The organism is Pseudomonas sp. B1(2018) (assembly GCF_003097365.1).
Taxonomy (GTDB): Bacteria; Pseudomonadota; Gammaproteobacteria; order Pseudomonadales; family Pseudomonadaceae; genus Aquipseudomonas; species Aquipseudomonas laurylsulfatiphila.
In genome coordinates this window covers 24,598-38,611 of the sequence record NZ_PYUK01000026.1, presented here as the reverse complement: position 1 = coordinate 38,611, position 14,014 = coordinate 24,598, and the positions used below count along the sequence as shown (strand labels likewise).

The window sequence follows — 14,014 nt, the reverse complement described above, 5'->3', positions numbered from 1 at the left end:
GTTAGCGGGTGATGCCGCGGGTCGAAGACTGGATGGAGTCACGGAACACCGCCACTTCCGGATACTGGGCGGACGGCTCTGCCAGCTCGGCAAGCGCCTGCTCCACGGTCAGGCCCTGGCGGTACACCACCTTGTAGGCACGACGCAGCGCGTGGATCGCATCTTCGCTGAACCCCCGACGGCGCATGCCCTCGAAGTTCATGCTGCGGGCTTCGGCAGGGTTGCCGAATACCGTGACGTACGCTGGAACATCCTTGCCGATCGCCGTCCCCATGCCGGAGAAGCTGTGGGCGCCAATGTGGCAATACTGGTGAACCAGGGTGAAACCGGAGAGGATGGCCCAGTCTTCCACATGCACATGGCCCGCCAGCGCGGTGTTGTTCACCAGGATGCAGTGGTTGCCAATCACGCTGTCATGGCCGATGTGGGCATAGGCCATGATCAGGTTGTGATCGCCCAGGGTCGTTTCCGAACGGTCCTGGATGGTGCCACGGTGGATCGTCACGCCTTCACGGATGACGTTGTGATCACCAATCACCAGGCGGGTTTCCTCGCCCTTGTACTTCAGGTCAGGTGTGTCCTCACCCACCGAGGAAAACTGGTAGATGCGATTGTGCTTGCCGATTCGGGTCGGGCCCTTGAGGATCACGTGCGGCCCGATGACTGTCCCCTCGCCGATTTCCACACCTGCGCCGACGATCGACCACGGGCCGACCTCGACGCCGTCAGCCAGAATGGCTGTCGGATCGATGATTGCACGAGGGTCAATCAAACTCATAGTTTGCGTTCCGCGCAGATGATTTCAGCGGAGCAGACCGGCTTGCCATCGACCGAAGCCTGGCATTCGAATTTCCAGATCTGACGCTTGCAGCTGATGAACTTGGCTTCAAGGATCAACTGATCGCCTGGCAGAACCGGCTGGCGGAAGCGCAGCTTGTCGGAACCGACGAAGTAATAGAGGGTGCCGTCGGCCGGTTTCACGTCGAGCATCTTGAAACCAAGGATCCCGGCAGCCTGAGCCATGGCTTCGATGATCAATACGCCCGGCATGATTGGATGCGCGGGGAAGTGGCCATTGAAGAACGGTTCGTTGATGCTGACATTCTTGTAGGCGCGAATGCGCTTGCCTTCAACATCCAGCTCCACTACCCGGTCCACCAGCAGGAACGGGTAACGGTGAGGCAGGTATTCGCGAATCTCGTTGATGTCCATCATTTCGGGGGGAAGCCTATGTAAAGATTGGGGGCGCGCAACTGGCGCGCGCTCCTCTAGCAAATCAAGGACGCAGTCTAGCGGCTGTGCACACTTGATATGGAAATGGTATCAGCCATCTGATGAAGCATTACCGTCAGGGGTCACTTCCCCTACTTGCTTTTCCAGCTGTCGCAGGCGCCGCGCGATGTCATCGAGCTGACGGATGCGAGCCGCGCTTTTGCGCCATTCGGCTGCTGGCTGCATGGCCGTACCGGAAGAATAGGAACCCTTTTCGGTAATCGAGTGGGTCACCATGGTCATCCCGGTGATGAAAACGTTATCGCAAATTTCGATGTGCCCCACCAGCCCTACACCGCCAGCGAGCATGCAATGCTTGCCGATTTTGGTGCTGCCGGAAATTCCGACACAGGCCGCCATGGCGGTGTGATCACCGACCTGAACGTTGTGGGCGATCTGGATCTGGTTGTCGAGCTTCACACCATTACCGAGAATGGTATCGGCCAATGCGCCGCGATCGATAGCGGTATTCACGCCAATCTCGACATCATCACCGACCAGCACGCCACCGATCTGGGCAATTTTCTGCCAGACACCTTTCTCATTGGCAAAACCGAAACCTTCGCCACCGAGCACGGCACCGGACTGAATGACCACACGCTTGCCGATGCGCACGTCGTGGTACAGCGTGACCCGCGGGGCCAGCCAGCCGCCTTCGCCGATTTCGCAACGGGCACCGATGAAGCAATGTGCACCGATGGTCACGCCAGCAGCAATTCGTGCCGAGCTTTCGATCACCGCAAAGGCACCAATACTCGCAGCCGGGTCAACCACCGCGTCTTCGGCCACAACCGCTGTCGGGTGAATACCGGCAGCCGCTTTCGGCTTTGGATCGAACAGATGGGAAACACGCGCGTAGGCCAGATACGGATCAGGCACCACCAGCGCATTACCGGCAAAACCTTCGGCATCAGCAGCCTTCAGCAACAGTGCTGCGGCCCGGCTGTCTGCCAGGTATTTACGGTATTGAGGGTTTGCGAGAAAGCTCAACTGAGCTGGGCCAGCCTCCTGCAAGGTGGCCAGCCCAGTAATTTCTCTCTCAGGGTCGCCACGTAGCGTGGCGCCGAGGAACTCGGCCAGCTGGCCGAGCTTAATGGTCACGGTCATGGATTATTTCAGCTGATTCATGCGCTCGATAACCTGGCGGGTGATGTCGTACTGAGGCTTGACATCAATCACTGCGCCACGCTCGAAGACCAGGTCAAAAGCACCTTTCTTGATAACTTCTTCCACAGCGCTGTCCAGTTTCGGCTTGAGCTGCTTCAGCATTTCACGGTCGGCAACGGCTTTGGCTTCGTTCAGTTCCTTGGACTGGAACTGGAAGTCACGGGCCTTTTGCTTGAATTCAAGCTCCAGACGCTCGCGTTCGCCCTGCTGCATTTTGTCGCCACCGGCCATCAGGCGGTCCTGGATACCCTTGGCGCTGGTTTCCAGCGCCTTGAGCTTGGTCAGCTGAGGACCGAACTTCTTCTCGGCATCCACGGCGTATTTCTTGGCCGCGTCGGACTCCAGCAGAGCCATCTGATAGTTCAGAACTGCAATTTTCATGTCGGCAAATGCCGGACCAGCGACCAGGACGCTGGCCAGGAGAACCAATTGAGTCAACTTACGCACGATGCACTCCTACAAAATTCATTGTCGTTATCTTGGGTCAGACGCTTAGAACGTCTGGCCGAGGGAAAATTGGAACACTTGAGTCTCGGCGTCATCCGGTTTCTTGACCGGCATGGCCAATGCGAAACTCAAAGGACCCAGTGCAGTGACCCACGTCACACCTACACCAACGGAACTGGCCATATTGCTCAGGCTAATGTCGTTGCACTGCGTATTGGACTTCGACGCAGGATTTGTATTGGTCGTCTGATCGCATTTGGAGTCGAATACGTTACCCACGTCCCAGAATACCGACGTACGCAGGGAACGTTGATCCTTGACGAACGGCAGCGGGAACAGAATCTCTGCACCACCTTGAATCAGCACATTACCGCCGAACGGCAGTGGGTCCTGATCCGGGTCAGCAAGAGTGCCAGGGTTGCCCGTACTGTCTACGCCGCGGCTCGGAGTACTGCGTGGACCCAATGTACTGTCCTTGAAGCCACGAACCGAGTTGAAACCACCAGCATAGTAGTTTTCATAGAATGGCAAGCCGTCAGTCGAACCATAACCATCGCCATAACCCAATTCGGTGTGCAGGCGCATGGTGTAGTTTTCACTCAGCGGCTGGAACAACTGGCCACGGTAATCGAGTTTGAAGAACGACAGGTCACTACCCGGCACGGTGACTTCCGCCGTCAAGCTTTGGGAGTGACCACGAGTCGCCAAAACGCCTTTGTTCAGGGTGGACTCGGACCAACCGGCCGAAGCCTTGAAGTTCAGGTATTTGTCGCCTTCCCTGTTAACGAAGTCGAAGATCTCGTCGACGGTGTAAACACCAGTCTTGATCGTGTCCTGTTGCGCATTCAGGCCGAAGGTCAGACGCGAAGTCTCGCTGATTGGATAACCGACACTCACACCGGCACCCAGGCTGTCCACGGCGTAGCTGGCGACGTCGGTATCGAGCTCATCGTAGTCAGTCGTGCGGTAGAACGCGTTGTAACCCAGGCTCACGCCGTCGGCGGTCCAGTAGGGGTCGACGAAACCGAAGTTGTAGCGGGTCTGGTATTCGCTTTTGGTCAAGCCGACGCTGACCTTGTTACCGGTACCCAGGAAGTTGTTCTGGGTGATCGAACCACCGAGGATCAGGCCGGCGCTCTGGGCGAAACCGACGCTGGCGGTAATCGAACCGGAGGCTTGCTCTTCAACGCTGTAGTTGACGTCCACCTGGTCATCGACACCCGGTACGGCCGGAGTTTCGACGTTGACTTCCTTGAAGAAGCCCAGACGTTCAAGACGGGTCTTGGATTGATCGATCAGGTAGGTCGAAGCCCAGCCGCCTTCCATCTGACGCATTTCACGACGCAGCACTTCGTCTTCGGACTTGGTGTTGCCACGGAAGTTGATGCGATTCACGTAGGCACGCTTGCCCGGATCGACCGCGAACAGGATGTCCACGGTGTGATCTTCATCGTGCGGTTGAGGCACGCCGTTGACGTTCGCGAAGGTGTAGCCTTCGTTACCCAGGCGACGGGTGATCAGCTCGGAGGTGGTGGTCATCAGCTTGCGCGAGAACACCTGGCCTTTTTGCACCAGCAACAGGGACTTGATCTGGTCTTCAGGGACTTTCAGGTCGCCGCTGAGCTTGACGTCGCGAACGGTGTATTTCTCGCCTTCGTTGACGTTGACGGTGATGTAGACGTGTTTCTTGTCCGGCGTAATGGAAACCTGGGTCGAGGCGATATCCATGTTGATATAGCCACGGTCCAGGTAGTAGGAACGCAGACGCTCCAGGTCACCGGACAGTTTTTCACGGGCGTACTTGTCATCGTTCTTGAAGAACGACAACCAGTTGGTGGTCTTGAGTTCGAACAGGTCGATCAGGTCTTCATCGGGGAAGACCGTGTTGCCCACCACGTTGATGTGCTGGATCGCCGCAACGGTACCTTCGTTGATGTTGACCTTCAGGCCAACGCGGTTACGCGGCTGCGGAACCACTTCGGTGTCGACGGTAGCCGAGTAGCGACCTTGGGCGACGTACTGGCGCTGCAGTTCGTTACGCACACCTTCAAGGGTGGCACGCTGGAAGATTTCGCCTTCGGCCAGACCGGATTGCTTGAGGCCTTTCATCAGGTCTTCGGTAGAGATCGCCTTGTTGCCTTCGATCTCGATACTGGCGACCGACGGGCGTTCGACTACCGTGATGACCAGGACGTTGCCATCGCGGCCCAGCTGGATATCTTGAAAGAAACCGGTTTTGAACAACGCACGAGTGGATTCCACCAGGCGACGATCATCCGCCTGTTCACCGACGTTCAACGGCAAAGCACCAAAGACGCTACCCGCGGAGACCCGCTGGAGGCCATTGACGCGAATATCAGAGATAGTGAAGGACTCGGCGTGAACTTCGGCGATCATCAATACGGTGAGAACCGCAGTTAGCAGCAGACGTTTCATGAAGTCCTTTCTTATTCCAACTGGCAATAAACAAACTGCCGCAAAATGCGGCAGATTCGCAATTCAGCGACGTTACAGACGACCCAGATCATTAACCAGAGCGAGCAACATCACTCCGATCACCAAACTGATGCCAATCTGTATCCCCCAACCTTGCACCCGATCCGACAAGGGACGACCACGCGCCCACTCAATCAGATAAAACAACAAATGCCCCCCATCCAGCACAGGAATGGGCAGCAAATTCAGAACCCCCAGGCTAATACTCAGATAAGCAAGGAAATTCAGGAAATCAGCAACACCCGACTGGGCCGAAGCGCCCGCCACTTTAGCAATGGTTATCGGTCCACTCAAGTTTTTTACCGAGAGCTCGCCGAACAACATTTTCTTCAGTGAATCGAGGGTCAGCACGCTCATGGTCCAGGTGCGCCGAGCCCCCTCGCCAATCGCTGCCAATGGTCCGTAACTGACCTCGCGGATCATCTCCGGCGGCCAATCGACAGCCTTCACCCCTGCCCCCAGGTAGCCGCTGGGTGACTTGCTCTCGCCGCGAGCGACAAGTGTCACCGGGACGTCGATTTGAGCACCGTCCCGCTCGACCCGCAGCATGATTTTGGTATCAGGATGCATACGGACGGTATCGACGACCTGCTGCCAGTCATCCAGCGTACGACCATCGAGCGCCAGCAATCGGTCACCGGTCTTCAGGCCGGCAGCCTGGGCCGGCCCCTTTGGATCGAGTTCAGCCAGAACAGGCGGCAATGCCGGGCGCCACGGGCGAATCCCCAACGAATGAATGGGATCTGGCTCGTCAGCCCCTTTGAGCCATTTATCCAGCGCAAGTTCACGTGGCGAATCGGTCGTCGAGCCTTGCTCGCGAACCATTATCTGCAATGAACCGCTTTCACCCAGGCGACGAACCAGTTGCAGATTCACCGCCGCCCAGCCGGAAGTCGCCTCGCCATCGATGGCCACGATTTCCTCGCCCGGGTTCAATCCCGCCTTGGCCGCAATACTGCCGGACTCCACAGCCCCGATGACCGGACGCACCTGCTCACTGCCGAGCATTGCCAGCGCCCAGAAGAACACCATTGCCAGCAGGAAGTTGGCGATCGGCCCCGCCGCCACGATGGCAATGCGCTGACGAACGGATTTGCGATTGAAGGATTGACCAAGCTGATCGGGCGGCACTTCGCCTTCGCGCTCGTCGAGCATTTTCACGTAGCCACCCAACGGGATGGCGGCAACGACAAATTCGGTACCCTGCCTGTCGTGCCAGCGCAACAAAGGCATGCCGAAGCCTACGGAGAAGCGCAGCACCTTGACTCCACAGCGACGTGCGACCCAGAAATGGCCGAACTCGTGGAAGGTAACCAGCACACCCAGAGCGACCAGGGTGCCGACAATCATATAGAGCGCGCTCATCTACTTTCTCCGCAATCCTATCCGCTGCTGCCTGGGTCGACTATCTGCAGCATTTACCGCCCGTGACGGCTCAACCATTGTCCGGCCAGCAATCGCGCTTTCGCGTCTGCCGTGAACACTGCCTCGAGATCATCCACTGCCACGACAGGCTCCAGACTCAGTACTTCCTCGATGATACTCGCGATTTCCGGGTAACGAACCCGCTCGTCGAGAAATGCCGCCACCGCCACTTCGTTCGCGGCATTGAGCATGGCTGGCGCGCTGTTTCCCGCTTCAGCCGCCTGGCGAGCCAGACGCAAACAAGGGAAACGCTCTTCATCGGGCGCCTGGAAGTCCAGCCGTGCAATGGCAAACAGATCCAGCGGCGCCACACCCGAGTCAATCCGCTCCGGCCAGGCCAGGGCATTGGCGATGGGTGTGCGCATGTCCGGATTACCCAACTGCGCCAGGACCGAACCATCGACGTAGTCGACCAGCGAATGAATCACGCTTTGCGGGTGAATCACCACCTCGACCTGGGATGGTTTGGCATCGAACAGCCAGCAGGCCTCGATCAGCTCAAGCCCTTTGTTCATCATACTGGCGGAGTCAACGGAGATTTTTCGCCCCATGGACCAGTTCGGATGCGCACACGCCTGATCAGGTGAAACATGCGCCAGTTCAGCCAGTGGCGTCTGACGGAACGGACCGCCGGAAGCCGTCAGCAAAATTCGGCGAACGCCGACCGCCTCGAGGCCACGGGCATAATCGTGTGGCATGCACTGGAAAATGGCGTTGTGCTCGCTATCGATCGGCAGCAATACCGAACCGCTCTTGCGCACCGCCTGCATGAACAGCGCACCGGACATCACCAGCGCTTCTTTATTGGCCAGGAGGATCTTCTTGCCCGCCTCGACCGCCGCCAGCGTCGGGCGCAACCCCGCCGCCCCGACGATGGCCGCCATGACCGTATCGACCTCCGGATCGGAAGCGACCTGACACAAACCTTCCTCACCCACCAGAACACGAGTTGGAAGACCCGCCGCGCGCAAATCATCCTGCAAGGTGCGGGCAACCGCGACCTCAGGCACTACGGCAAATCGCGGGATATGGCGCACGCAGAGCGCCAGCAGTTCACTCAAGCGAGTGAAGCCACTCAAGGCAAAGACCTGGTAACGATCAGGATGACGAGCGATGACGTCGAGCGTACTCAGGCCAATCGAACCGGTTGCCCCCAGAACGGTAATCTGTTGCGGGCGGCTCATGGGGCCGCCATCCACAACAGCACAGCGAACACCGGAATGGCCGCCGTCAGGCTGTCGATACGATCCAGCACGCCACCGTGACCTGGTAGCAGATTGCTGCTGTCCTTGATCCCGGACTGACGCTTGAACATGCTTTCAGTGAGGTCGCCCACCACCGAAATGAACACGATCAGAGCAGCACAGATCAGCCCCTTGAACAGCTGCGCCACCGTCCAGTCGCGCACCAGTGCAACGAGCGTGGTAATGACCAGGCTCAGCGCCAGCCCACCGTACACGCCCTCCCAGCTTTTGCCCGGACTGACCTGCGGCGCGAGCTTACGCTTGCCGAATGCACGACCGGAGAAGTAGGCGCCGATATCAGCCCCCCAGACCAACACCATCACGGCCATGATCAGCCAGTTACCCAGCGGGTACTGCTTGATCTGTACCAGACCCTGCCAGGCCGGCAGGAGAATCAACAGGCCGATCACCAGCTTGGTCGCCGCATTGGACCAGTGCTCGCTCGAACGCGGATAGGTCAACACCAGATACGTCGCCACCGCCCACCACAGCACCGAAGCGCCCAATACCCAAGGCGCCAGCCCGGGCAGGATGTACATGACGAACAGCATCAAGGCGACCACAGCGGCAAAGCCGACACGGAACGCTTGACCGGCGAAACCCGCCAGACGCGCCCACTCCCATGCACCAAGGGTAACTACCAGCCCGATGAACAGCGCAAAACTGGAACCTTCAAGCAGGAAAAACCCGCACAGGGCAATCGGCAGCAGGATCAGTGCAGTGATGATTCGTTGTTTAAGCATTAAACCCGGGCTCCAGCCTCGACCTGCTCGCTCGTTTTACCGAAGCGGCGCTGGCGGGAAGCGTAATCGGCCAGCGCATTGCGCATGGCATCGTGTTTGAAGTCCGGCCAGAACAGGTCGGAAAAATACAGCTCGGCATAGGCCAGCTGCCAGAGCAGGAAATTGCTGATGCGATGCTCGCCACCGGTACGGATACACAAGTCAGGCAACGGCAGATCACCTGTGGCCAGGCAGGTCTGCAGCAGATCAGGCGTGATGTCTTCCGGACGCAAGTGCCCGGCCTGAACCTCTCGTGCCAGTCGTTGCGCCGCTTGCGCGATATCCCACTGACCGCCGTAATTGGCGGCGATCTGCAGGACAAAACGATTGGCGCCAGCCGTCATGGCCTCGGCTTCGCGCATGGCGGCCTGCAGCTCGGGATGAAAACGCGAGCGATCACCAATGATGCGCAGGCTGATGTTGTTGTCGTTGAGGCGCTTGGCCTCACGACGCAGCGCCTTGAAGAACAGGTCCATCAAGGCGCTGACCTCATCGGCCGGACGTTGCCAGTTCTCGCTGGAAAAGGCGAACAGGGTGAGCACCTCGACCTTGGCCTCGGCACAGACTTCAATGACCGCACGTACCGCATCCACGCCTGCTTTATGCCCGGCGACACCTGGCATAAAGCGTTTTTTCGCCCAGCGATTGTTACCATCCATGATGATCGCGACATGGCGCGGCACCGCGGACGGTGCAGTCTGCTTGGTCTTTTCCATGAAAACGCGACCCTTATACGGCCATCAGGTCTTTTTCTTTCTCCGCCAACTTAGCGTCGATTTCAGCTACGAACTTCTTGGTCAGATCGTCGATCTCGCCAGTGGCGCGACGCTCTTCGTCCTCGCTGATTTCCTTTTCCTTGACCAGATCCTTCAACGAGCTGTTCGCATCGCGACGGATGTTGCGCACGGCAACACGGGCATCTTCAGCCACATCACGGGCCTGCTTGGTGAAACCGCGACGGGTTTCTTCGGTCAGGGCCGGCATGCTGATCAGCAGCAGCTCACCAAGGTTGGTCGGGTTCAGGTTCAGGCCTGCACTGCCGATCGCCTTGTCGACAGCGCCCAGCATGTTGCGCTCGAAGGCAACGACTTGCAGGGTACGGGCATCTTTGACGGTGATGTTGGCCACTTGCTTGATCGGGGTGTCGGAACCGTAGTACGGCACCATCACGCCTTCCAGGATGCTCGGGTGCGCTTGACCGGTACGAATGCGGCCGAAGTTGTGCGCCAGCGATTCCACGGACTTCTGCATGCGCTCTTTAGCGTCTTTCTTGATTTCGTTGATCATTGTTGGCCTTCCTCGATCAGGGTTCCTTCAGCGCCGCCATGCACGATGTTCAGCAGGGCGCCGGGCTTGTTCATGTTAAATACGCGTAGCGGCATCTTGTGGTCGCGGCACAGGCAAATGGCCGTCAGATCCATCACACCCAGCTTGCGATCCAGCACTTCATCGTAAGTCAGATGATCGAACTTCTCGGCATGCGGGTCTTTGAACGGATCAGCGGTATAGACGCCGTCAACCTTGGTGGCCTTGAGCACGACATCGGCATCGATTTCGATTGCACGCAGGCAGGCAGCCGAATCCGTCGTAAAGAACGGGTTGCCGGTACCGGCCGCGAAAATCACCACGTCCTTGGAGTTCAAGTGACGCATGGCCTTGCGACGATCATAGTGATCGGTCACGCCAACCATCGAAATAGCGGACATCACGATGGCCGAGATGTTGGCGCGCTCAAGGGCGTCGCGCATGGCCAGGGCGTTCATCACAGTGGCCAGCATGCCCATGTGGTCGCCAGTGACCCGATCCATGCCAGCCTTGCTCAGCGCTTCACCGCGAAACAGGTTGCCACCACCGATAACCAGACCGACCTGTACACCGATGCCGACCAGCTGGCCAACTTCCAATGCCATGCGATCCAGAACTTTCGGATCGATCCCGAACTCTTCCGAGCCCATCAGGGCCTCGCCGCTGAGCTTGAGTAGAATGCGTTTATAGCGAGCCTGATAACCACTGCCCTGCTGAGCCATTGCGAATCTCTCCTGCGGCGTATTTTAAAAATTCTTTGCGAGCTGTTTACAGCTGGCGTTCACTCTAGCTTGGCGCTGCTTCAGCGCCATCGGAACATGGCTTTGTAAGCCAGTTCCAAAAGGAAACCAATAAAAATTGGTGCCCCATCTGAAAAGAGGCTGCGCGCGTGAGCGGGCAGCCTCTTCTGGGCGACAGTTAAAAAACCGTCTTATTGCTTGGCGGCAGCCAGCTGGGCAGCAACTTCTTCTGCGAAGTTGTCCACTGGCTTCTCGATGCCTTCGCCTACCTTGAAGTAAGTGAAGGAAACGATTTCAGCGCCAGCTTTCTTGGCCAGAGCACCAACGGTGACTTCCGGGTTCATGACGAAAGCTTGCTCGACCAGGCTGGCTTCAGCCAGGAACTTGGTGATACGACCAGCGATCATCTTCTCGACGATTTCAGCTGGCTTGCCTTTCATCTTGTCTTCGTTCAAAGACAGGAAAACGGCTTTTTCACGCTCGATGGCTTCTGGCGAAACCTGCGATGGCAGCAGGAACTCAGGGTTGCTTGCAGCCACGTGCATGGCGATCTCTTTGGCCAGCTGAACATCGCCGCCCTTGAGAACAACAGCAACACCGATCTTGTTACCGTGCAGGTAGGTGCCGACAACGTCGCCCTCTACGCGCACCAGGCGACGGATGTTGACGTTTTCGCCAACTTTGGCAACCAGTGCTTCACGAGCCGATTCCTGAGCGGCGATCAGCGGAGCTGCGTCGGTCAGTTTCTCGTCGAAGGCTTTCTCTACGCTGGCAGCAACGAAGTTCTTGAAGTCATCTTGCAGGGCCAGGAAGTCGGTCTGCGAGTTGACTTCCAGCAGCACGGCCGCCTTGTCGTCGGCCTTGATGGCGATAGCGCCTTCAGCGGCAACGTTGCCGGCTTTCTTGGCGGCCTTGATGGCGCCCGAAGCACGCATGTCATCAATGGCTTTCTCGATGTCGCCGCCAGCCTTGGTCAAGGCCTTTTTGCAGTCCATCATGCCTTCGCCAGTACGCTCGCGCAGTTCTTTGACCAACGCTGCAGTAATCTCTGCCATTTCAAAATCCTCTTGGATAGGTTTTCAACCATTCCACCCGATCGAACGGGCGATCAATTCTTCCCGAACCACCCTTGTTAGCTGCCGCACGTTACAGATAGAGCGGTGGGCGCCGACAAATGGTTTTCGAGGTGGCAAAAAGGGGGCCAAGCCCCCTTTTTGCTTACTGAGTCAACGCCAAGGCGTCAATTACTCAGCTGCTGCTACCGGAGCTTCTTCAACGAACACTTCGGTGCCGCCGGCAACGTTGTTGCGGCCACGGATAACGGCGTCAGCCATCGAACCCATGTACAGCTGGATAGCGCGGATTGCGTCATCGTTGCCTGGGATGATGTAGTCAACGCCTTCCGGGCTGCTGTTGGTATCGACTACGCCGATGACCGGGATGCCCAGCTTGTTGGCTTCGGTGATCGCGATGCGCTCGTGATCAACGTCGATAACGAACAGAGCGTCTGGCAGACCGCCCATGTCCTTGATACCACCCAGGGAACGATCCAGCTTTTCCAGGTCACGAGTGCGCATCAGCGCTTCTTTCTTGGTCAGCTTGGCGAAAGTACCGTCTTCGGCTTGAACTTCAAGGTCACGCAGACGCTTGATGGAAGCACGGATGGTCTTGAAGTTGGTCAGCATGCCGCCCAACCAGCGGTGATCGACGTACGGCGAACCGCAACGTGCTGCTTCTTCAGCAACGATCTTGCCAGCGGAACGCTTGGTGCCGACGAACAGAATCTTGTTTTTGCCCTGGGCCAGACGCTCTACGAAAGTCAGAGCTTCGTTGAACATTGGCAGGGTTTTTTCAAGGTTGATGATGTGGATCTTGTTACGCGCGCCGAAAATGTACTTGCCCATTTTCGGGTTCCAGTAACGGGTCTGGTGACCGAAGTGCACACCGGCCTTCAGCATATCGCGCATGTTGACTTGGGACATGATAGTTCCTTAATAAGTCGGGTTTGGCCTCCACGTATCCCAATGACCAACCAGCAGCATCAGCTGAAGGCACCCAGGTCATCGTGTCGACACGTGTGTGGATTTAGGCTTTTCGGGACATCCCCGGAAAGCGGCGCATTTTATATCACAAGGCAGGGCAAAACGGAACCCGGATTCTGAAATCCTGGCGAACGCTTTGCGCCATCCCTTGGAATCCTCCAAGAATGCACCATTCTATAGAGAGAAGCGATGCACACAGGCGCAGATTTGCGCTGATCGTCTGGTAGAATCGTATTTTTCAGGGCTGCGAAGACCCATCGCGCAATGCCCTTTCCGTTCAGAAAGCGCCGCCTGGCGCAGAGAGAGCCTGTATGACCGTCACCCTCAAAACGCCCGAGGATATCGCCAAAATGCGTATCGCCGGCAAACTGGCCGCCGATGTGCTGGAAATGATTGCCGAACATGTCAAGCCGGGCGTTACCACCGATCAACTGAACCAGATCTGCCACGACTACATCGTCAATGAGCAGAAAGCCATCCCTGCCCCGCTCAACTACAAGGGTTATCCAAAGTCGATCTGCACGTCGATCAACCACGTAGTCTGCCACGGCATCCCGAACGACAAGCCGCTGAAAGACGGCGACACCCTCAACATCGACGTTACCGTCATCAAGGACGGCTACCACGGCGACACCAGCCGCATGTTCCACGTCGGCAGCGTGCCGGTCTGGGCCGAGCGCCTGTCCCAGGTGACCCAGGAATGCATGTACAAGGCGATTGAAATCGTCAAGCCCGGCTGCCGCCTGGGCGACATCGGCGAAATCATCCAGAAGCATGCTGAAAAGAACGGATTCTCGGTGGTTCGCGAGTTCTGCGGCCACGGTATCGGCAAGGTGTTCCACGAAGAGCCGCAGATCCTGCACTACGGCCGCGCCGGCACCGGCATGGAACTCAAGGCCGGCATGACCTTCACCATCGAGCCGATGATCAACCAGGGCAAAGCCGACACCAAGGTTCTGGGCGACGGCTGGACCGCGATCACCAAGGATCGCAAGCTCTCGGCACAGTGGGAACACACCCTGCTGGTGACCGAAACCGGTTACGAGATCTTCACCCTGCGCAGCGATGACACCATCCCTCGCGTTTCGGCCTGA

Annotated in this window: 14 protein-coding genes; 1 reads left to right on the top strand and 13 read right to left on the bottom strand. The window is 57.8% G+C overall.

Annotation, left to right across the window (positions count from 1 at the left end; all coding sequences use genetic code 11):
- Position 1: 1 nt before the first annotated feature.
- The 13 genes from lpxA to rpsB all read right to left on the bottom strand — a co-directional run bounded on the left by lpxA (position 2) and on the right by rpsB (position 12,860).
- Positions 2 to 778: an acyl-ACP--UDP-N-acetylglucosamine O-acyltransferase gene (gene lpxA / locus C9422_RS28945; protein ID WP_007978373.1), complete on the bottom strand. Its 777-nt coding sequence runs from the start codon at positions 776 to 778 to the stop codon at positions 2 to 4.
- Entirely contained in the window at positions 775 to 1,215 is a 441-nt protein-coding gene (gene fabZ / locus C9422_RS28940; RefSeq protein ID WP_007978374.1) for a 3-hydroxyacyl-ACP dehydratase FabZ, read from the bottom strand. The genes lpxA and fabZ overlap by 4 nt, the downstream gene beginning before the upstream one ends.
- Positions 1,216 to 1,323: 108 nt before the next feature.
- Complete coding sequence (gene lpxD, locus C9422_RS28935) at positions 1,324 to 2,379, bottom strand: UDP-3-O-(3-hydroxymyristoyl)glucosamine N-acyltransferase (RefSeq protein WP_116582995.1); 1,056 nt, start codon at positions 2,377 to 2,379, stop codon at positions 1,324 to 1,326.
- Between the two features lie 3 nt (positions 2,380 to 2,382).
- Positions 2,383 to 2,886 (bottom strand): OmpH family outer membrane protein, encoded by a 504-nt coding sequence (locus tag C9422_RS28930; protein ID WP_007978376.1) that lies wholly within the window; start codon positions 2,884 to 2,886, stop codon positions 2,383 to 2,385.
- Positions 2,887 to 2,931: 45 nt separating this feature from the next.
- The gene (gene bamA / locus C9422_RS28925) at positions 2,932 to 5,322 is read right to left on the bottom strand and encodes an outer membrane protein assembly factor BamA (protein ID WP_116582994.1); all 2,391 of its coding nucleotides are present in this window, start codon (positions 5,320 to 5,322) and stop codon (positions 2,932 to 2,934) included.
- Positions 5,323 to 5,394: 72 nt separating this feature from the next.
- A complete protein-coding gene (rseP, locus tag C9422_RS28920; protein WP_116582993.1) occupies positions 5,395 to 6,747 on the bottom strand; it encodes a sigma E protease regulator RseP in 1,353 nt (450 codons plus the stop codon).
- Positions 6,748 to 6,800: 53 nt separating this feature from the next.
- Complete coding sequence (gene ispC / locus C9422_RS28915; RefSeq protein ID WP_116582992.1) at positions 6,801 to 7,991, bottom strand: 1-deoxy-D-xylulose-5-phosphate reductoisomerase; 1,191 nt, start codon at positions 7,989 to 7,991, stop codon at positions 6,801 to 6,803.
- Positions 7,988 to 8,794: a phosphatidate cytidylyltransferase gene (locus C9422_RS28910; protein ID WP_116582991.1), complete on the bottom strand. Its 807-nt coding sequence runs from the start codon at positions 8,792 to 8,794 to the stop codon at positions 7,988 to 7,990. The genes ispC and C9422_RS28910 overlap by 4 nt, the downstream gene beginning before the upstream one ends.
- The gene (gene uppS / locus C9422_RS28905) at positions 8,794 to 9,549 is read right to left on the bottom strand and encodes a polyprenyl diphosphate synthase (protein ID WP_102699380.1); all 756 of its coding nucleotides are present in this window, start codon (positions 9,547 to 9,549) and stop codon (positions 8,794 to 8,796) included. Before uppS ends, C9422_RS28910 begins: the two co-directional genes overlap by 1 nt.
- A 13-nt stretch (positions 9,550 to 9,562) precedes the next feature.
- On the bottom strand, positions 9,563 to 10,120 hold the full coding sequence (frr, locus tag C9422_RS28900) for a ribosome recycling factor (RefSeq protein WP_007978385.1): 558 nt from the start codon (positions 10,118 to 10,120) through the stop codon (positions 9,563 to 9,565).
- Positions 10,117 to 10,860 carry a UMP kinase gene (gene pyrH / locus C9422_RS28895; RefSeq protein WP_003222124.1) on the bottom strand — a complete coding sequence of 248 codons (744 nt, stop codon included), beginning with the start codon at positions 10,858 to 10,860 and terminating at the stop codon, positions 10,117 to 10,119. The genes frr and pyrH overlap by 4 nt, the downstream gene beginning before the upstream one ends.
- A gap of 209 nt (positions 10,861 to 11,069) precedes the next feature.
- Positions 11,070 to 11,933 (bottom strand): translation elongation factor Ts, encoded by an 864-nt coding sequence (gene tsf, locus C9422_RS28890; protein ID WP_015093762.1) that lies wholly within the window; start codon positions 11,931 to 11,933, stop codon positions 11,070 to 11,072.
- A 189-nt stretch (positions 11,934 to 12,122) separates the two neighbouring features.
- Positions 12,123 to 12,860, bottom strand: coding sequence for a 30S ribosomal protein S2 (gene rpsB / locus C9422_RS28885; RefSeq protein ID WP_007978390.1), 738 nt, complete (start codon positions 12,858 to 12,860; stop codon positions 12,123 to 12,125).
- 371 nt (positions 12,861 to 13,231) lie between these two features.
- On the opposite strand from rpsB, the gene map reads away from it, so the two are divergent.
- Positions 13,232 to 14,014, top strand: a complete 783-nt coding sequence (gene map / locus C9422_RS28880) for a type I methionyl aminopeptidase (protein WP_007978392.1) — start codon at positions 13,232 to 13,234, stop codon at positions 14,012 to 14,014.